General features: G+C 60.6%; 16 protein-coding genes and 1 riboswitch. Of the genes, 8 read left to right on the top strand and 8 right to left on the bottom strand.

Annotation, left to right across the window (positions count from 1 at the left end):
* Positions 1-229: 229 nt before the first annotated feature.
* Together ligB and KVQ82_RS03015 are read left to right on the top strand one after the other, a co-directional pair.
* Entirely contained in the window at positions 230-1906 is a 1677-nt protein-coding gene (gene ligB / locus KVQ82_RS03020; protein ID WP_222017946.1) for an NAD-dependent DNA ligase LigB, read from the top strand.
* Between the two features lie 94 nt (positions 1907-2000).
* The gene (locus KVQ82_RS03015) at positions 2001-2396 is read left to right on the top strand and encodes a DUF1090 domain-containing protein (RefSeq protein ID WP_003229029.1); all 396 of its coding nucleotides are present in this window, start codon (positions 2001-2003) and stop codon (positions 2394-2396) included.
* Positions 2397-2576: 180 nt separating this feature from the next.
* Here KVQ82_RS03015 and KVQ82_RS03010 read toward each other — a convergent pair whose 3' ends face one another.
* Positions 2577-3026 carry a cytochrome c gene (locus tag KVQ82_RS03010; protein ID WP_222017944.1) on the bottom strand — a complete coding sequence of 150 codons (450 nt, stop codon included), beginning with the start codon at positions 3024-3026 and terminating at the stop codon, positions 2577-2579.
* A gap of 128 nt (positions 3027-3154) precedes the next feature.
* Here KVQ82_RS03010 and KVQ82_RS03005 point away from each other — a divergent pair, with 128 nt between their 5' ends.
* Positions 3155-4327 carry a murein transglycosylase A gene (locus KVQ82_RS03005; RefSeq protein WP_222017942.1) on the top strand — a complete coding sequence of 391 codons (1173 nt, stop codon included), beginning with the start codon at positions 3155-3157 and terminating at the stop codon, positions 4325-4327.
* A 96-nt stretch (positions 4328-4423) separates the two neighbouring features.
* Here the strand turns inward: KVQ82_RS03005 and KVQ82_RS03000 are convergent, their stop codons facing one another.
* Positions 4424-4807: an MAPEG family protein gene (locus tag KVQ82_RS03000; RefSeq protein ID WP_027610617.1), complete on the bottom strand. Its 384-nt coding sequence runs from the start codon at positions 4805-4807 to the stop codon at positions 4424-4426.
* A 39-nt stretch (positions 4808-4846) separates the two neighbouring features.
* Positions 4847-5680: an EamA family transporter gene (locus KVQ82_RS02995; protein WP_086793617.1), complete on the bottom strand. Its 834-nt coding sequence runs from the start codon at positions 5678-5680 to the stop codon at positions 4847-4849.
* A gap of 151 nt (positions 5681-5831) precedes the next feature.
* Here KVQ82_RS02995 and KVQ82_RS02990 point away from each other — a divergent pair, with 151 nt between their 5' ends.
* Positions 5832-7097, top strand: a complete 1266-nt coding sequence (locus tag KVQ82_RS02990; RefSeq protein ID WP_041063449.1) for a sodium:proton antiporter — start codon at positions 5832-5834, stop codon at positions 7095-7097.
* On the opposite strand, the gene KVQ82_RS02985 is transcribed toward KVQ82_RS02990, so the two are convergent.
* Together KVQ82_RS02985 and KVQ82_RS02980 are read right to left on the bottom strand one after the other, a co-directional pair.
* Positions 7098-8003: a formate/nitrite transporter family protein gene (locus KVQ82_RS02985; RefSeq protein WP_086793620.1), complete on the bottom strand. Its 906-nt coding sequence runs from the start codon at positions 8001-8003 to the stop codon at positions 7098-7100.
* Between the two features lie 152 nt (positions 8004-8155).
* Positions 8156-8563, bottom strand: a complete 408-nt coding sequence (locus tag KVQ82_RS02980) for an acyl-CoA thioesterase (RefSeq protein WP_003229043.1) — start codon at positions 8561-8563, stop codon at positions 8156-8158.
* Positions 8564-8759: 196 nt separating this feature from the next.
* A riboswitch (S-adenosyl-L-homocysteine riboswitch) is annotated at positions 8760-8858 on the top strand.
* 23 nt (positions 8859-8881) lie between these two features.
* Here KVQ82_RS02980 and ahcY point away from each other — a divergent pair.
* The 4 genes from ahcY (at position 8882) to KVQ82_RS02960 (ending at position 14351) form a co-directional block, all read left to right on the top strand.
* Positions 8882-10291: an adenosylhomocysteinase gene (gene ahcY / locus KVQ82_RS02975; protein WP_007961892.1), complete on the top strand. Its 1410-nt coding sequence runs from the start codon at positions 8882-8884 to the stop codon at positions 10289-10291.
* A gap of 174 nt (positions 10292-10465) precedes the next feature.
* Positions 10466-11311: a methylenetetrahydrofolate reductase [NAD(P)H] gene (gene metF / locus KVQ82_RS02970; RefSeq protein ID WP_222017940.1), complete on the top strand. Its 846-nt coding sequence runs from the start codon at positions 10466-10468 to the stop codon at positions 11309-11311.
* A 148-nt stretch (positions 11312-11459) separates the two neighbouring features.
* The gene (locus tag KVQ82_RS02965; protein ID WP_041063457.1) at positions 11460-12272 is read left to right on the top strand and encodes an ABC transporter substrate-binding protein; all 813 of its coding nucleotides are present in this window, start codon (positions 11460-11462) and stop codon (positions 12270-12272) included.
* 222 nt (positions 12273-12494) lie between these two features.
* Entirely contained in the window at positions 12495-14351 is a 1857-nt protein-coding gene (locus KVQ82_RS02960; RefSeq protein ID WP_222017938.1) for a DEAD/DEAH box helicase, read from the top strand.
* Between the two features lie 334 nt (positions 14352-14685).
* Here KVQ82_RS02960 and KVQ82_RS02955 read toward each other — a convergent pair whose 3' ends face one another.
* The 3 genes from KVQ82_RS02955 to KVQ82_RS02945 form a co-directional block, all read right to left on the bottom strand.
* Positions 14686-15279: a YceI family protein gene (locus KVQ82_RS02955; protein ID WP_047596554.1), complete on the bottom strand. Its 594-nt coding sequence runs from the start codon at positions 15277-15279 to the stop codon at positions 14686-14688.
* Positions 15280-15310: 31 nt separating this feature from the next.
* The gene (locus tag KVQ82_RS02950; protein ID WP_041063464.1) at positions 15311-15862 is read right to left on the bottom strand and encodes a cytochrome b; all 552 of its coding nucleotides are present in this window, start codon (positions 15860-15862) and stop codon (positions 15311-15313) included.
* A gap of 346 nt (positions 15863-16208) precedes the next feature.
* Positions 16209-17996: a flavin monoamine oxidase family protein gene (locus tag KVQ82_RS02945; protein ID WP_222017936.1), complete on the bottom strand. Its 1788-nt coding sequence runs from the start codon at positions 17994-17996 to the stop codon at positions 16209-16211.
* Positions 17997-18062: the final 66 nt, after the last annotated feature.

Raw genomic sequence — 18062 nt, 5'->3', positions numbered from 1 at the left:
CAAAAAAAGCCCCGCACGGTTCACGCCGCGCGGGGCTTTTTCATGCTTGCCAGGATCAAAAGATCGCAGCCTTCGGCAGCTCCTACACAACGCATCCCCCTGTAGGAGCTGCCGAAGGCTGCGATCTTTTGACTTTAACGCTGCGCAACACCCCGCAAAACACCCAGGCTACCCGACCCGCAATCCTCGCCTAGCCTTCAAACATTCCCCCTGAGCAAGGACGCTCAAAATGCTTGCCACGCTGCGCCTGTTTTCCGCTGTTCTGCTGAGCTTCATCACTCTGATCGCTTACTCAGCCTGCCCCGACTGGTCTACCAGCAGGGCAAAAACTGAAATCACCGCCCTGCAACAGCAGATCGACCAATGGGACGACGCCTACCACCGCCAAGGCCGCTCGCTGATTGCCGACGAGCTCTACGATCAATCGCGCCTGCGGCTCAACCAATGGCGACAGTGCTTCCAGCAGCATTCAGCGCCCGAACCTTTGCGCACTGCCTCAGGCGCCATCGCTCATCCAATCGCCCACACCGGTCTGGACAAGCTTCACGAAGCCGTCGCCGTTCAAGCGTGGTTGAAGAATCGGCAGGATGTCTGGGTACAACCCAAGGTCGATGGTGTGGCCGTCACGCTGATCTACCGTCGCGGCCTGTTGCAGCAAGCGATCAGTCGCGGTGACGGCATCAGCGGTCAGGACTGGACAGCATCGGCGCAAAAGATCGGCGCCATTCCGCAACATCTGACTCAACCGCTGGACTTGCTGGTGCAAGGCGAACTCTACTGGCGCCTGCAGCAACATGTGCAAGCCAGCGCCGGCAGCGTCAATGCCCGCGCCACCGTTGCCGGGCTGATGAACCGCAAAACCTTGAATGCAGAACAGGCAGCCGGAATCGGCCTGTTTGTCTGGGACTGGCCACAAGGGCCAGCGAGTCTGCCGGAAAGAATATCGACGCTGGCAACCTTGGGATTCGCCGCAACGGCGCCATTCAGCCAGGCCATCGCCAACTTTGCCGATGCACAAAAATGGCGCGAGCATTGGTATCGATCGCCTCTGCCCTTCGCCACCGACGGCATTGTCCTGCGCCAGAGCCAGCGCCCACTGGCCGAGCGCTGGCAGGCAAGCGCGCCCTACTGGGCCGTCGCCTGGAAATACCCGTTTACCCGAGCGCTGGCCGAGGTGCGCAAAGTGAATTTCAAGGTCGGCCGCAGCGGACGCATCACCCCGGTATTAGAGTTGTCGCCGGTGATGCTCGATGACCGCGAGATCAAACGCGTCAGCGCCGGCTCCCTCAAGCGCTGGCAGACGCTGGATATCCGCCCCGGCGATCAAGTGGCAATCAGCCTGGCCGGCCTGACCATCCCGCGACTCGACAGCGTGGTGCTGCGCACTACCGAACGAGCCGCTCTCGATATTCCTGACAAGCGTGATTTCCACGCCCTGAGCTGCTGGCAACCGACTCCCGGTTGTGAAAGCCAGTTTCTCGCGCGCCTGACCTGGCTCAGTGGCAAACAAGGGCTGGCGCTGCAGAATGTCGGACGCGGCACCTGGGAGAAACTTCTGGAAACAGGCCGCCTGAACAACCTGCTGGATTGGTTGACCCTCGACGAGCCAGAGCTTGCTAACATTGCCGGCTTCGGCGAGCGCAGCAGCGCACGTCTGATCAACAGTTTTCACAGCGCCCGCCAACGGCCGTTCACCCAGTGGCTCAAAGCCTTGGGTTTACCGCCAACCGGTCAGGCACAGCTGGCCGACTCGTGGCAGGCGCTGGCACAACGCGACACCGAACGATGGCAGGCAGAGGCTGGAATCGGCCCGGGCCGCGCGGCGCAATTGAGCGCATTCTTCCGCGATCCGCAGGTGCTGGCCTTGAGTGAAACCTTACGCGCCGCCGGAATCGACGGTTTCTGATCACGCAATCCCCGGCAGCCGGGAACCCAAGGGCCGTCAGACGCTCAAACAGCGCAGTGCCCCCGACCCGACTGCCTTTGCACATGGAGCTTTTATGAAATTTCTTGCACCGCTCGCCTTGCTGACTCTCTGTGGCGTTCTGGCCGCGCCTGTGATGGCTGACGAAGATGCACCGGGCCTGACCGGTTGCGCCGCGAAGAAGCAGGGCATCATCAATCAGCTCGAACAGGCCAAATCCCGGGGCAACACCGATCAGCAGGCCGGTCTGCAAACCGCTCTGGATGAAGTGACCAAGAACTGCACCGATGCCGGCCTGAAGAAAGAACGCGAAAACAAGGTGCTGGAAGCCAAGCACGAAGTCAGCAAACGTCAGGCTGATCTCGACAAGGCGATGAAGAAAGGTGATCCGGAGAAGATCGACAAGCGCAAAAACAAACTCGCCGAGTCGCGCAAAGAACTGCAGGATGCGCTGGACCAGATCGATAAGTAACCGAAGGTTTGGTGAGGGAGATTTATGTGGTGAGGGGATTTATCCCCGATGGGCTGCGCAGCAGCCCCAAAACCATTCAACCGAGTCTTTCAGAAAGAACAGCAGGTTCACGACGGCTGCGCCGCCGATCGGGGCGGTGCGACGTTTCGCTAAATCCCCTCGCCACAATTGCTCAGCAGTTCAATGATCTCGAAACTCTTTATGGCAAGCGCTGCAGGCATCTTCGACTTTCTGCACCGCCGGTCCCAGGTTGCCGGCCTTGTACGGCTGAACCTTGCTGGCGATCACCAGTTCACCGGTGGCCGCCTCAAGGTTACGGGCCAATTCCTGAAAGCGGGCCTGACGCAGCCAGACATCGTCCTTGGCGCTGGTGTGATCTTCTTCGCGCACCTGCGGGAAATGCTTCCACGGTTCATGAGACAACGCATCAAGCTTCACCGCGCCTTCGGCGAATTTCGGCCCGTCGAACGGAATGCGTCCGCGCAACATGCCGCCCAGGTCTTCACCGGTCTTGAGCATCTGCTTGAAGATCGACTTACGTTGACCCAGCGGCGAATTCGGATCGACGCCGCCACAGGCGGACAAGGTCAGACAGGCCAGCAATACAACAGTAATTCTTTTAAGAGTCATGGTGGCTTCAGGTCACGGAATTCGGCGGCCAGTATCCTCGCGTCGCCGTCAAACACCAATAGCCCTATTAAAAATACGGGTTGCCCGAGCGCATGGAGCACTCGGGCAACCGGCACAGGAATCACTCCATGAACAGCCGTTTCAAGGCCTGGCGTCACCCGCTGATCGCAACCCTGCCGCTGCTGGCAATCCTTGCTGGCTGTACGGGCGGCGACAATGCCAAACCGAAAACCCACGCCTTGGCGACTTATTCCAGCGCCACCTGGGAAGCCCTGCCGGCGGTGTCCGACAGCGACCTGGTCGCCGGTTTCGGCTCGTGGCGCAGCGCCTGCACCCGACTCAAGGCTGATCCGATCTGGGGCGGCACCTGCGCGGCAGCTGCCAACGTGCCGCAGAGCGCCGGCGAAATTCGCGCGTTTCTCAAGCAGAACCTGGATGTGTTCGGGTTGCGCGCCGAACACGACAACCCCAACGGCCTGATCACCGGTTACTACGAGCCGGTCTACCCCGGCAGCCTGACCCCCACCGCAACAGCCAACGTGCCGGTCTATGGTGTGCCCGAAGACATGATCATCGTCTCGCTGGACAGCATTTACCCCGAACTCAAGGGCAAGCGCCTGCGCGGTCGCCTCGAAGGTCGGGTGCTCAAGCCGTATGACGACGCCGCAACCATCGAATCCAAAGGCGTCAAAGCCCCGGTGGTGGCGTACCTGACCGATCCGATGAACCTGCAATTCCTGCAGATTCAGGGCTCCGGGCGAATTCAGACGACGGACGGCAAACAACTGCGCATCGCCTACGCCGACCAGAATGGCCACCCGTACCGGCCGATCGGCCGCTGGCTGGTGGAACAGGGCGAGTTGAAGAAAGAAGACGTGACCATGAGCGCGATCAGCAATTGGGCCAAGGCCAACCCGTCGCGCATTCCGGAGCTGTTGGGCAGCAACCCGAGTTATGTGTTCTTCACCCGTAACCCGGACAGCAACGAAGGCCCACGTGGTTCACTGAACGTACCGCTGACCGCCGGGTACAGCGCGGCGGTGGATCGCAAGGTGATTCCGTTGGGCAGTCTGCTGTGGTTGTCGACCACCCGTCCGGATGGCACCGCTCTGGTTCGCCCGGTCGCGGCGCAGGACACTGGCGGCGCGATTGCTGGCGAGGTGCGCGCGGACTTGTTCTGGGGCACCGGCGACGCAGCCGGGCAACTGGCCGGGGACATGAAACAGCAGGGGCAGATCTGGATGCTCTGGCCTAAAGGTGCGGCGTTGCCGCAAGTGCCCCAGGTCGCCGACAAACCTTGAAAAGCAAAAGATCGCAGCCTGCGGCAGCTCCTACAGGGGACATGTATCAACCTTGTAGGAGCTGCCGCAGGCTGCGATCTTTTGATCTTGCTTTACCTATACCGATACAAAGAAGAACGCAGCAATCAGCCCCATCCCGACAAACCACACCAGCGACCGCAAGATCGCCCAGTCCGCCAGGTAGCAGATGATGTACAGCAGCCGACTGGTGATAAACAGCACTGCCAGCACATTCACGGTCACTAGCTGCGCCGTTCCCACCAGATGCGCAACAATCACTGCGGCAGCAAATGCCGGCATCACTTCGAAGCTGTTCAGCTGCGCCGCATGCGCCCGTCGGGCGACGCCGCCCACGCTATCGAGAAAATCCCGAGGATCATGATTGTCACTGAGCCTAAAACCGCCCGAGACCTTGGCCACAATCGTGCACACATACGGCAGGAAAATCGCGATCAATACACACCACAGAGCCACCGTCATAACGCCGTCCTTTTTTCGAGTGTTGGAAATGGCGGGCGGTCAGAACTTCATCACCAGCATGCCGATCAATACCAGCCCACAGGCTAAGAGCCGCGGCCTGCCGAAAGGTTCTTTCAGGTAGCGCATGCCGAACAGCACCACCAGAATCACGCTGATCTCACGCAAGGCCGCCGCTTCGGCAATCGAGCCCAACTGCATTGCCCACAGCACCAGAGCGTAGCTGAACAACACACAGAACCCGACCGCCAGCCCCAGCTTCCACTGCTCGCGCCAGAACACCAGAAATGCCGGGCGTTTGGCGACCCACGCCAGCAACGGAAACGGCCAGGCGCTGAGCAGCGTGACCCAGACCAGGTAATCCAGTGGATGCGACCAGCGCCGCAAGGCCTGGCCATCGATGTAGGTGTAGCAACCAATGCACAGCCCGATCAGCGCCACCACCGGCAGCATCGACCACGGCAAATGTTTACCACCACCGCCCTGCCAGAGCAGACAGACCATGCCCAGCGGAATCAGCATGATCCCGAAGATCTGCTGCGTGGTGAGCACTTCACCGGCGAAGATCAGGGTCAGCGCCAGCACCACCAGCGGCGACAAGCCGCGCATCAAGGGATAGACCAATCCGAGGTCGCCGACCCGATAAGCCTGGATCAGCAGATAGCGATACAGCAGCTCGAATGCTGCCGACGCCAGAATCCACGGCCAGATGTGCGCCGGTGGCAGGCTGATGAATGGAAAGGCCAGCGCCACGAACAACAGCGCCACCGTGTCCATGCACGCCACCACCAACAGCCGTTCGGCACTGAACTTGATCAGGGTATTCCACGTCGCATGCAACAGCGCCGCCATCAACACCAGAACTGTCGCCGCCACGTCCCACTCCTTGATTTTTTGTTGACCCTACACCAATGCGTACCACTGACCAACCGAGGGATGTGATTGTGTCCCCACCCCGAAACAGCCCATCCAACTTTCGCGCCGAAGAATCGGGGCGCTGTCTTTCCCCCCATCCAATGGAGCCCGGATGCTAGAACTTGTAGCCGCTTTTATCTGCCTCACCACCCTTCTCACCTTCGTCAATTACCGCTTCATCGGCCTGCCGCCGACCATCGGCGTCATGGTCACCGCGCTGATGTTCTCCCTGTTGCTGCAAGGCCTGAGCGTGCTCGGCTACCCCGGCCTCGAAGAACGCGTGCAGCAACTGATCGGCCAGATCGACTTCGGCGACCTGCTGATGAACTGGATGCTGTCGTTCCTGCTGTTCGCCGGCGCCCTGCACGTCAACCTCAACGATTTGCGCAGCTATCGCTGGCCCATTGGCCTGCTGGCGACGTTCGGCGTGCTGATTGCCACCGCTGTGATCGGCAGCCTCGCCTATTACATTTTTGCCCTGTTCGGCTGGCACGTGAGCTTCCTCTACTGCCTGCTGTTCGGCGCGCTGATTTCGCCGACCGACCCGATCGCGGTACTCGGCGTACTGCGTACCGCCAATGCCTCGAAACCGCTGAAAACCACCATCGTCGGCGAGTCGTTGTTCAACGACGGCACGGCGGTCGTGGTGTTCACCGTGCTGCTGGGCATCGCTCAGTTGGGTGAGACGCCGACCCTCAGCGCCACGGCCATGCTGTTCGTCCATGAAGCCCTTGGCGGCGTGCTGTTCGGCGGGCTGATCGGTTATGGGGTGTACCGGATGATCAAAAGCGTCCAGCAGCATCAGATCACGGTGATGCTGACCCTGGCGCTGGTGATCGGCGGTTCAGCGATGGCCACCGAGCTGCACGTCTCGGCGCCGATTGCGATGGTGGTGGCCGGCCTGATCATCGGCAACCTGGGGCGCAACCTGGCGATGAACGACATGACCCGCAAGTACCTCGACGGCTTCTGGGAGCTGCTCGATGACATGCTCAACGCCCTGCTGTTCGCGCTGATTGGCATGGAGCTGTTACTGCTGCCGTTCAACTGGGCGCATGTGGCGGCGGCCAGTTTGCTGGCACTGGCGATCCTGCTCTCGCGCCTGCTCACCGTGGCCCCGGCCATCGTCCTGCTGCGGCGTTGGCGCACAGTGCCACGCGGCACCATCCGCATCCTGACCTGGGGCGGTTTGCGCGGTGGTGTTTCGGTGGCACTGGCGCTGGCCCTGCCGCTGGGCCCGGAGCGCGACTTGCTGTTGAGCATCACCTACATCGTGGTGCTGTCGTCGATCCTGTTGCAGGGCCTGACCATCGGCAAACTGGTCAAGCACGCCACCCGCGACGAGCCGGCCACAGCAGCCGAGCCCGCGCACCACTGATCATTTTCTGATCTGCTGCGGGTCAGGCTTTTCGGCCTGATCCGCAGCCCCTTTGGCCTTGCCTGTTTCCTTTGGCGCACCGCTTTCGCTGCGGATCTGCGCATGGCTGATCAGGGCAAAGATGCAACTGCCGCCGATGATATTCCCCGCCAGCGTCGGACCGGCAAACACCATCCAGAAATCACTCCACGGCAACTCGCCGGCAAACACCAGATACGAGACTTCTGCCGAACCGACCACGATGTGGGTGAAGTCGCCCAACGCCATCAGATAAGTGATGAGGATGATGATCCACATCTTCGCGCTCTCCATGGACGGGATCATCCAGACCATGGTGGCGATCATCCAGCCGGAGACGATGCCCTTGGCGAACATCTGGCTGGCGTGGTTCTCCATGACCTTGCGGCCGATTTCAAGGAAGGCGTGATCGGTCTTGGTGTCAAAGATCGGCAGCTCGAGCATCACGTACGCCACCAGAATCGTCCCGCACAAATTGCCGAACAGGACGACGCCCCACAAGCGGATCAACCGGCCAAAATTGGCCAGGGTCGGTTTGGTCATCACCGGGAGGACGGCGGTCAGGGTGTTTTCGGTGAACAGCTGCTGGCGGGCGAGAATCACCGCGAGGAAACCGGCACAGTAGCCGAAACTGGCGATGACCTTGAATTCGTCGCCCTCGGGCAGGCGCGAATTGAGCAGGCCCATGCCCATCAGCGACAGGCCCATGGTCAATCCGGCCGCGAGCGCCGACCACCACAACGCGGCGATGCTGCGCTCCAGTTCCTGATCGCCCTGCGTGCGGATGATTTCATGCAGAACCGCTGCGCGAGGCGGCTGGTTTTTCTCGACTTCATGTTGTTCATCGGTCGAGAGGTTGGGGGTCTTGCCGTCTGTCGGGGTGGTCATGGCGTGGGAACCGGGTGGGGGGCTTTTAGCTACGACCCTTGCCGTTCGGAATACGTTCTGTAGGAGCTGCCGAAGGCTGCGATCTTTTGATTTTGCTCGACCAAAACAAAGTCAAAAGATCGCAGCCCTCGGCAGCTCCTACAGGGCTTGCATTACTTGGTGACGAGCTCATCTTCCTTGAACTGATCTTTGACGTACTTGATCTCGGTCCGCCCGTGCGGCGCTGGCAGGCCGTCTTCACCGAGGTTGACGAAGACCATCTTTTCGACGGTGAGGATGCTCTTGCGAGTGATCTTGTTGCGAACCTCGCAGGTGAGGGTGATCGAGGTGCGGCCGAACTCGGTGGCGGTGATGCCCAGTTCGATGATGTCGCCCTGGCGCGAGGCGCTGACGAAGTTGATTTCGGAAATGTACTTGGTCACCACGCGCTGATTGCCCAACTGGACGATCGCGTAGATCGCCGCCTCTTCGTCGATCCAGCGCAGCAGGCTGCCGCCAAACAGGGTGCCGTTGGGGTTCAGGTCTTCGGGTTTTACCCATTTGCGGGTGTGGAAATTCATGTTCACTCCTGAGCGTTTGCCGAAAGATGGCGCCATCTTGGCAGACCGGGCGGTCAGGCTCCATGAGCCTTCTACTATGGTCGCTATTAACGATCTTCATCTGGCCGACAGAAACCCTTTGGAAGATCAGTCTAGACGGCTATAATCGCCCCCGTTTCAAAACGGTAACCTTCACTTGTTACCGTTTTCCCGCCACCTGTCCGAGGGGCGCTGCAGCAGGATCAACCTGTCAGGCTCGGATGGGGCGTTGACTGGCCACGGCCGGACACTAAACGCACAACGGCGCCCATTCGCATACATTACGAATGGAGGCTCTTCATGAGCGCTGTTATCACGCCTGCAGATTTTAACGATTACAAAGTTGCCGACATGTCCCTGGCTGCCTGGGGCCGTCGCGAAACCATCATCGCCGAATCGGAAATGCCGGCCCTGATGGGTCTGCGCCGCAAGTACGCCTCCGAGCAGCCGCTCAAGGGCGCGAAAATCCTCGGCTGCATCCACATGACCATTCAGACTGCCGTGCTGATCGAAACCCTGGTTGCCCTGGGTGCCGAAGTGCGCTGGTCGTCCTGCAACATTTTTTCGACTCAGGATCAGGCCGCTGCGTCCATCGCTGCCGCCGGCATCCCGGTTTTCGCCTGGAAAGGCGAGACTGAAGAAGAGTACGAGTGGTGCCTGGAGCAGACCATCCTGAAAGATGGCCAGCCATGGGACGCCAACATGATCCTCGACGACGGCGGCGACCTGACCGAGCTGCTGCACAAGAAATACCCACAGGTGCTGGACCGCGTTCACGGCGTGACCGAAGAAACCACCACCGGCGTTCACCGCCTGCTGGACATGCTGGCCAAGGGCGAGCTGAAGATCCCGGCGATCAACGTCAACGACTCGGTGACCAAGTCCAAGAACGACAACAAGTACGGCTGCCGTCACAGCCTGAACGATGCGATCAAGCGTGGTACCGACCACCTGCTGTCCGGCAAGCAAGCGCTGGTCATCGGTTACGGTGACGTGGGCAAGGGCTCCGCGCAGTCCCTGCGTCAGGAAGGCATGATCGTCAAGGTTTCCGAAGTTGACCCGATCTGCGCCATGCAGGCCTGCATGGACGGTTTCGAACTGGTTTCGCCGTTCATCGACGGGATCAACGACGGCACCGAAGCGAGCATCGACAAAGCGCTGCTGGGCAAGATCGACCTGATCGTGACCACCACCGGTAACGTCAACGTTTGCGACGCGAACATGCTCAAAGCTCTGAAGAAGCGCGCTGTTGTCTGCAACATCGGCCACTTCGACAACGAAATCGACACCGCTTTCATGCGCAAGAACTGGGCATGGGAAGAAGTGAAGCCACAGGTACACAAGATCCACCGTACCGGCCCGGGCGCTTTCGACGCGCAGAACGACGACTACCTGATCCTGCTGGCCGAAGGCCGTCTGGTGAACCTGGGCAACGCCACTGGTCACCCGAGCCGCATCATGGACGGCTCGTTCGCCAACCAGGTACTGGCGCAGATCTTCCTGTTCGGCCAGAAGTACGCCGACCTGTCGCCAGCCCAGAAAGCCGAGCGTCTGACCGTTGAAGTACTGCCGAAGAAACTCGACGAAGAAGTGGCCCTGGAAATGGTGCGCGGCTTCGGCGGCGTGGTCACTCAACTGACCAAGCAACAGGCTGACTACATCGGCGTCACCGTCGAAGGCCCGTTCAAGCCGCACGCTTACCGCTACTGATTGGCTGAGCGTCAACGCGGTGTGCCTGGCGCACCGCGTTGCCTGACTGGCGCTGCTGACCGCTCTGTGTAGGAGCTGCCGCAGGCTGCGATCTTTTGATCTTCAAAGATCGCAGCCTGCGGCAGCTCCTACAGGGGTACAGCGTCCGGCTTACGTGTTTCCAAGGGTATGACCATGTCCCAAGACCGTCGCTACAGCTTCGAGTTCTTCCCGACCAAGACCGATGCTGGGCATGAAAAACTGCTCAACGTTGCCCGTCAGTTGGCAACGTACAACCCCGATTTCTTTTCCTGCACCTACGGCGCTGGCGGTTCGACCCGTGATCGCACCCTCAACACCGTTCTGCAGCTGGAAAGCGAAGTCAAAGTACCGGCCGCACCGCACCTGTCGTGCGTCGGCGACAGCAAGGACGACCTGCGCGGCCTGCTGAACGAGTACAAGGCTGCCGGCATCAAGCGCATCGTTGCGCTGCGCGGTGACCTGCCGTCCGGCATGGGCATGACCAGCGGCGAGCTGCGTCACGCCAACGAACTGGTTGAATTCATTCGTGAAGAAACCGGTGATCATTTCCACATCGAGGTTGCCGCTTACCCGGAGATGCATCCGCAAGCGCGCAATTACGAAGACGATCTCGCCAACTTCGTGCGCAAGGCCCGCGCCGGCGCCGACAGCGCGATCACCCAGTACTTCTTCAACGCCGACAGCTACTTCTACTTTGTCGACCGTTTGCAGGTGCTGGGCGTGGACATCCCGGTGGTACCGGGGATCATGCCGATCACCAACTACAGCAAGCTGGCGCGTTTCTCCGATGCCTGCGGTGCGGAAATCCCGCGCTGGATCCGCAAGCAACTGGAAGCCTACGGCGACGACAGCCAGAGCATTCAGCGCTTCGGCGAGCAGGTTGTCAGCGAAATGTGCGAACGCCTGCTGCAAGGTGGCGCACCAGGGCTGCACTTCTATTCCATGAACCAGGCCGAGCCTAGTCTGGCGATCTGGAATAACCTGAAGTTGCCGCGCTAAAAAGCATCTAAGCAAAATCAAAAGATCGCAGCCTTCGGCAGCTCCTACAGGGGTGTCGTTGCTGCGATTTTTTGTTTTTGAATCCCCGAATTAGAGCTTGTGCAGGCACTTTCTGGCTCTTTCGCGTTTCTCGTCGTAATCTCAAGCCATGCCTTTGATCGCGCAATTATTCACGGTGCTGGTTTTTGCTTGCCTGAGCTTTGCCGCTCGGGGCGAGAAGTTGCGTATTGTCACCGAGCCATGGGCGCCGTACGTGTACGAAGAGGACGGCAAGAACCTCGGGCTGGATTACGAAACCACGGCCATCGTGTTCAAGCGTCTGGGAATCGAGGTCGAATGGCAATTTTTGCCGTGGAAACGTTGCCTGTCGATGCTCGAAACCGGTCAGGCTGACGGCGCACTGGACATCTTTCACAGCGACGAGCGCGACGCCACCCTGCTCTACCCCATCGAACCGCTGTCGGACGTCGAGTTCGTGATGTTCTACGCCAACGACCGGCCACACCCGTTCAGCAAACTCGAAGAACTCAAAGGCCTGACCATCGGCACCTCGCCGGGTTATCTGTACAGCCCTGACTTCAGCGAATCGACACTGTTCACCCGCGAACCGGCGCCAACCCACGAAGCCAACTTCGGCAAACTGCTGCGCGGGCGTATCGACTTGCTGATCACCGATCGCCGCGTCGGTCAGCATTTGCTCGATCAGTTGAATATCCGCGATCAAATCAGCGAAAACCCTACAGTTATCAGCCGCCAGAGCCAATATCTGGCCGTTCGCCGCAATGCCGGGATGGATCTGCTGGTGGCGCGTTTTGGCGCCGAGCTCAAGCGCTTCAAGCGCGAACCGGCCTACGCCGAGCTCAGCGCACGCTACGGCGCAGCCCCGGTCGATGCCGCGCCAATGAGCAACGTCTCGGCCAGCCGCAAAACCGTTGAGCAGCAGGAAAGCAGCGCGCAGTGATTGCTCTGTTATACTCCGGCGTTCCCGCCAGGCTCACGCCCGGACGCCCGGAACCGTAACAGGCCTCCAGTCCCGCTACAGCGCAGCTTTTCAGCCCGCGCGAGCGCTCCTGACGTGCCTTCGAGACCGCAGCAGGACCGGACGGGATCGCGTCCTCTTAAACGCGATTCGCGCCAGGCAAGACTCCCATTGGGCCAAGCCCTAACTAAAACAGGATTACTCATGTCCTTTGCTTCCCTCGGTCTCTCCGAGGCTTTAGTCCGTGCCATCGAAGATGCGGGCTATACCGAGCCTACTCCGGTGCAACAGCGGGCCATTCCCGCCGTGTTGCAAGGTCGCGACCTGATGGTTGCGGCACAGACAGGTACCGGTAAAACCGGCGGTTTCGCCCTTCCGATCCTGGAGCGGTTGTTCCCCAACGGTCACCCGGACAAATCCCAGCGTCATGGCCCGCGCCAACCGCGCGTCTTGGTCCTGACCCCGACCCGCGAACTCGCGGCCCAGGTTCACGAGAGCTTCAAGATCTACGCCCGTGACCTGAAATTCGTCAGCGCCTGCATCTTCGGCGGTGTCGGCATGAATCCTCAAGTCCAGGCCATGTCCCGTGGCGTTGACGTCCTCGTCGCCTGCCCGGGTCGCCTGCTTGACCTCGCCGGCCAAGGCAGCGTTGACCTGTCCCACGTCGAAATCCTCGTCCTCGACGAAGCCGACCGCATGCTCGACATGGGTTTCGTGCACGATGTGAAGAAAGTCCTCGCGCGTCTGCCGGCCAAGCGTCAGAACCTGCTGTTCTCGGCGACCTTCTCCAAAGACATCACCGATCTGGCCGGCAAACTGCTGCACAACCCGGAACGTATCGAAGTCACGCCGCCGAACACCACGGTCGAGCGCATCGAACAACGCGTGTTCCGTCTGCCGGCCAGCCACAAGCGTGCCCTGCTGGCGCACCTGATCACCGCCGGCGCCTGGGAACAGGTGCTGGTGTTCACCCGCACCAAGCACGGCGCCAACCGTCTGGCCGAATACCTGGACAAACACGGCCTGCCGGCTGTGGCGATCCACGGCAACAAAAGCCAGAACGCCCGCACCAAAGCCCTGGCCGACTTCAAGGCCGGTGAAGTGCGCATTCTGGTAGCGACCGACATCGCTGCTCGCGGTCTGGACATCGACCAGTTGCCACACGTGGTCAACTTCGAGCTGCCGAACGTCGATGAAGACTACGTGCACCGCATCGGCCGTACTGGCCGTGCCGGTCGTTCGGGCGAGGCGATCTCGCTGGTCGCGCCGGACGAAGAAAAACTGCTGAAAAGCATCGAACGCATGACCAAGCAGAAAATCGCCGACGGCGACCTGATGGGCTTCGATGCCAGCACCATCGAGGCCGAGAAGCCTGAAGTGCGCGAGCGTCCGGACATGCGCAACCCGCGCAACTCCCGCGGTCCGCGCGGCGACGGTCCGAATGGCGGCGGCGGTCGTAAAGACAAAGGCAAAGACAAGGGCAAGGAAAAACCCGCCGGCGAACGCGGCGAGCGCCCTGCCCGTCAGCAGAAACCACGCGAAGGCACCCCGGCCCGCGAACAGCGTCCGAGCCAGCCACCACGCGCGGCGGCTGATCGTGCACCGGACGAGTTCCTCGACGACGATATCGATAACTTTGGTAACCGCGTTGACTACGTGCCCAAAGCCGCTCCGGCCGGTGGTCGTGGCCGTCGTCCGGGTGCTCCGGCACAAGGTGCAGGTGCCGGCGCTCCACGCGGCGGTCAGTCGCAGGGTCGCCAGAACGGCCCGCGCAACAGCAATGGTTCGAGCACCGGCACCCCGCCGGGCAAACGCAACGGTCCGCGCAACGGCGCTCCACGTGACGGCCAGGGCCGTCGTGACGAGTCCTCGCGCAACCGCCGTCCGGCTCGCGACGATCAGCAACGCGCCGAACCGGCCGTGCAGAACCCGCGCAGCACCGGGCCGAAGATCATGCACAAGGAATCGAAAGCCGACCGCTTCCCGACGCCTGAGCAACTCGATCAACTGCCGACCCGTCCGCGCGGCGAAAAACCAGCCTTGCTGACCCGCAATCGCTGAGTTATCGCTGCAATGAAAAATGCCCCGGTTCGAAAGAGCCGGGGCATTTTTTATGCCGTCACGAATATCCCTGAATCACTGCATATCCCCCTGTGTAGACCCAACACTGTGGAGAGGGGATTTATCCCCGATCGGCTGCGAAGCAGTCGCCAAACCATTCAACGCGGTATGCCTGATACCCCTCGGTTGACGGTCATGGGGCCGCTGCGCGACCCATCGGGGATAAATCCCCTCGCCACAAAAGCCCGTACCACAGGGTGGATGTGTGCGTGTGGTGGGCAATAAAAAACGCCCCCGGCCTTGCGACCGGGGGCGTTTTTGTGTGGCGGCGAAGTTATTTCGCTTTCACACCTTCAAACGAGATGTACAGGTCGACGTTGTCGGACTGTGGACCCAGGTCCATCATCTTGCCGAAATCAGAGCGCTTGATGCTGGTGGTGCCCTCGAAACCGGCACGGTAGCCGCCCCATGGATCCTTGCCCTCACCCAGGAATACAGCCTTGACCACGATTGGCTTGGTCACGCCGTGCAGGGTCAGGTCGCCGGTCACGTCTGCAGTGTCTTTGCCAGCGGCGTTCTTGCCGGTGGATTTGACGCTGGTGGAGACGAACTTGGCGTCAGCGTATTTGCCCACGTCCAGGAAGTCTTTGCTGGAGATGTGCTTGTCGCGCTCGGCGTGGTTGGTGAACACGCTGGCGGTCTTCACGTTGAATTCGATTTTGCTGTCTTCAGGCTTGGCAGCGTCAAAGCTGAACTTGCCGTCGATGTCCTTGAAGGTACCGGTGATGTAGCTGTAGCCCAGGTGGCTGATCTTGAAGTCGACGAAAGCGTGCTGGCCTTCCTTGTCGACGGTGTAATCAGCAGCCATCACGTTCGCGGACAGTACGGCCGAACCGATTGCCAGAGCGGCCAGAGTCTTTTTCAACATGCTTTCTTTTCCTTTGAGTCGAGGTTGAATATCAGGATTTGCGACCGAGCATTCGCGTCAGGGTCGCATCACGATCGATAAAGTGGTGCTTCAATGCTGCCAACGCATGGAGACCGGAAAAAATTACCAGCGCCCATGCCAGCCAGAGATGAATCACCCCTGCGGTGTCTGCCTGATCCGGTAGCCCGGAAACCAGTGCAGGCACTTCAAACAGACCAAACACCGGAATCCCGACACCGTCTGCGGTGGAAATCAGGTAACCGGCAAGCATCACAGCGAACAGCCCGACGTACAGAAACCCGTGGCCGAATTTGGCGCCGATGCGGGTCATGCGGCTGTAGCTTTGCAGCGTCGGTGGCGGTGGGCTGATAAAGCGCCACAACACCCGCAACACCATCACACCCAGCAGCACCAGACCGATGCTCTTGTGCAGATCCGGCGCGTCTTTGCGCCAGCTGCTGTAGTAATCCAGCCCCACCATCCACAGACCCAGCGCAAACAGTCCGAAGACCGCCAGCGCCACGCCCCAGTGCATGAAGATGCTGACCCAACCATAGCGTGAAGCAGAGTTACGTAGCTGCATTGCCCAAATCCTGTGAGAACTGCGAACCAAGACTAGCGAGTTATCTATCGAATTAAAGCGGAAAATTTTGCTTTGAAATATCGAGAAATACGATCAAGAGTCTGTAAGTGGCTTGTTAAGGAAAGATTAAACGGGAAAAGTGTGGCGGGATGTCAGGTGGAAGATCCTGATGATGTGCTGTATGAACAGGCCTCATCGCGGGCAAGCCCGCTCCCACAGTGGACAATAGCGCACACAAACTCTGCGCCCACCGCAAAATCTGTGGGAGCGGGCTTGCCCGCGATGAGGTTCTCACAGGCAATAAAAAAGCGCGGCCGGAGCCGCGCTTTTCATTCACCGCAAAGCCTTACTGCGCTTTGCTGTCCGTGCCTGCCGCCGGAGCCGGCACTGCAGCAGGTTTCGCCGCTGGCTTCTTCGCCGGCTCAGCCTTTTTCGCCGCCGGTTTGGCCGCAGGTTTCTTCGCCTCGGTTTTCGCTGCAGGCTTCTTCGCCGCAGGCTTGGCTGGCGCTTTCTTCGCCGGCTCGGTTTTCACCGGAGCAGCGGGTTTCGGCGCTTCCACCGGAGCTGGCGCAGGTGCCGGAGCCGGTGCAGGCGCTGGGGCCGCTGGCGCTGGAGCCGGCTCAGGCGCCTTCGCAGGCTCTGGCTTCTTCTCGTCGTCCGAACCGCCAAACAGGTTGCTGAAGAAGTTACCCTTCTTCGCCGCCACGGCACCCGCCGCGCCCGCCGCTGCTGCAGCCGGAACCACTTTGACCGGCTCAAACGACTTGCCGGCGGCCAGGTCTTCAACCTGACTGGCCGCACGCTGACCGGTGCGCAGCGCACCTTCCAGGGTGCCCGGATACAGGGTGTCGGTGTGCTCGCCCGCGAAGGTCACGCGTTGCAGCGGACGCTCCCACAGGCGCCAGAACTTGCTGATCTGGCCCGGACCGTAAGCCAGGTAAGCGCCGCCCATCGACGGATCGGTGCTGTAACGACGGATTTCATAACCGGTGAACGAGCCACGGGCCTGTGGATAAAACGCGTGCAGACGGATCAGCACCTGATCGACCATCTGCTTGTCGCCGAACGCCTGCATCACGCGGGCGTTGTCGCCGGACAGGTTGATCACCACATTGGCGCCGCCCTTCAGCGCCGGCTCGATCCAGAGCATGCCGAGGCCGGCGTTGCTGTAGATTTCACCGGACATGCGCGCCTTGCTTTCCCACACCGGCGTCTTGAACTTCAACATGATCTGGTCGCGCCAGCCGTAGTTGGTGCCCTTGATCGCGGCCAGATGCTGGGCGTCCAGTGCCGGGGTCAGCGCAATCTTGTTCAGCGCGCGCAATGGCACGGCCAGCACCACGTAATCAGCCTGGTAGCCGACACTGCCGACCTTGACGGTCACGCCATCCTTGTCCTGAGTGATCGCCGACACCGGCGAGTTGGTCTTGATGGTCTTGATCTGTTTGACGAACGCCTGGGCCAGCACCTGGCTGCCGCCGACCAGACGCGAAGCACGCAGGTCGCGGTCGGAGACGCCGCGATACACACGGTTCTGCTGGGCGAAATACAGCAGCGACAGACGCGAAGGCTCGTCGTAGTGGGTGCGGATGTCCTGGTTGATCAACTGACGCGCGGTGGCCGGCAGGTTCTGCTTGTCGAGCCAGCTCGACACGTTGATCTGGTCCAGCGCATGCAGGGTGTTGGTCGCGGCCGGGTTCTGCGGGTCGTCGATCGAACGGGCCAGATCGTCGAGGGTTTTCTGGTAGCGCTTCAAGGCATCGGCGGTGGCCGGTTGCTTGGTCGCCAGATCGGCTGCGGAGAAATACTCGCCGTCGATCAGATAACCCGGTGTACGCACGAATTCAGGGGCCGGCGTGGTGCTCAGCTTGAAGGTCGAGACGTATTTGTTCAGCACCGGCTGGGTCTTGTCGTTGCCGATCCACTCGCTGGTGGCCATGCCCGAGCGACCGCCCAGGCTCGGCTTGGCTTCCAGCAGGGTGACCTGCCAGCCCTTGTTTTGCAGCTCGTAAGCCGCGGTCAGGCCCGACAGGCCGCCGCCGATCACGATTGCGGTTTTATCCTTGGCCAGCGCCGTAACGCTGAACAGCCCCAACATCACCAGCGCACAGGCGCGCAGCCAACCGACAGACATTCAGCGAACTCCGGAAATACACGTAGGAAAAAGCAGTTTTTGCGGGTCAGACGACCCAAAGAACCG

The organism is Pseudomonas sp. AO-1, from assembly GCF_019775695.1.
GTDB classification, from domain to species: Bacteria; Pseudomonadota; Gammaproteobacteria; order Pseudomonadales; family Pseudomonadaceae; genus Aquipseudomonas; species Aquipseudomonas parakoreensis.
The sequence above is the reverse complement of the archived record's forward strand: the minus strand, read 5'-3'. Positions and strand labels throughout refer to the sequence as shown.

What these genes read in the sequence shown, in the direction of transcription:
- KVQ82_RS02955 (WP_047596554.1), bottom strand. Translation starts at nt 15,279, where the DNA reads ATGTTGAAAAAGACTCTGGCCGCTCTGGCAATCGGTTCGGCCGTACTG.
- KVQ82_RS02945 (WP_222017936.1), bottom strand. Translation starts at nt 17,996, where the DNA reads ATGTCTGTCGGTTGGCTGCGCGCCTGTGCGCTGGTGATGTTGGGGCTG.
- ligB (WP_222017946.1), top strand. Translation starts at nt 230, where the DNA reads ATGCTTGCCACGCTGCGCCTGTTTTCCGCTGTTCTGCTGAGCTTCATC.
- KVQ82_RS02980 (WP_003229043.1), bottom strand. Translation starts at nt 8,563, where the DNA reads ATGAATTTCCACACCCGCAAATGGGTAAAACCCGAAGACCTGAACCCC.
- KVQ82_RS03005 (WP_222017942.1), top strand. Translation starts at nt 3,155, where the DNA reads ATGAACAGCCGTTTCAAGGCCTGGCGTCACCCGCTGATCGCAACCCTG.
- KVQ82_RS03015 (WP_003229029.1), top strand. Translation starts at nt 2,001, where the DNA reads ATGAAATTTCTTGCACCGCTCGCCTTGCTGACTCTCTGTGGCGTTCTG.
- KVQ82_RS02990 (WP_041063449.1), top strand. Translation starts at nt 5,832, where the DNA reads ATGCTAGAACTTGTAGCCGCTTTTATCTGCCTCACCACCCTTCTCACC.
- KVQ82_RS02965 (WP_041063457.1), top strand. Translation starts at nt 11,460, where the DNA reads ATGCCTTTGATCGCGCAATTATTCACGGTGCTGGTTTTTGCTTGCCTG.
- KVQ82_RS02950 (WP_041063464.1), bottom strand. Translation starts at nt 15,862, where the DNA reads ATGCAGCTACGTAACTCTGCTTCACGCTATGGTTGGGTCAGCATCTTC.
- ahcY (WP_007961892.1), top strand. Translation starts at nt 8,882, where the DNA reads ATGAGCGCTGTTATCACGCCTGCAGATTTTAACGATTACAAAGTTGCC.
- KVQ82_RS02985 (WP_086793620.1), bottom strand. Translation starts at nt 8,003, where the DNA reads ATGACCACCCCGACAGACGGCAAGACCCCCAACCTCTCGACCGATGAA.
- KVQ82_RS03000 (WP_027610617.1), bottom strand. Translation starts at nt 4,807, where the DNA reads ATGACGGTGGCTCTGTGGTGTGTATTGATCGCGATTTTCCTGCCGTAT.
- KVQ82_RS02960 (WP_222017938.1), top strand. Translation starts at nt 12,495, where the DNA reads ATGTCCTTTGCTTCCCTCGGTCTCTCCGAGGCTTTAGTCCGTGCCATC.
- KVQ82_RS03010 (WP_222017944.1), bottom strand. Translation starts at nt 3,026, where the DNA reads ATGACTCTTAAAAGAATTACTGTTGTATTGCTGGCCTGTCTGACCTTG.
- metF (WP_222017940.1), top strand. Translation starts at nt 10,466, where the DNA reads ATGTCCCAAGACCGTCGCTACAGCTTCGAGTTCTTCCCGACCAAGACC.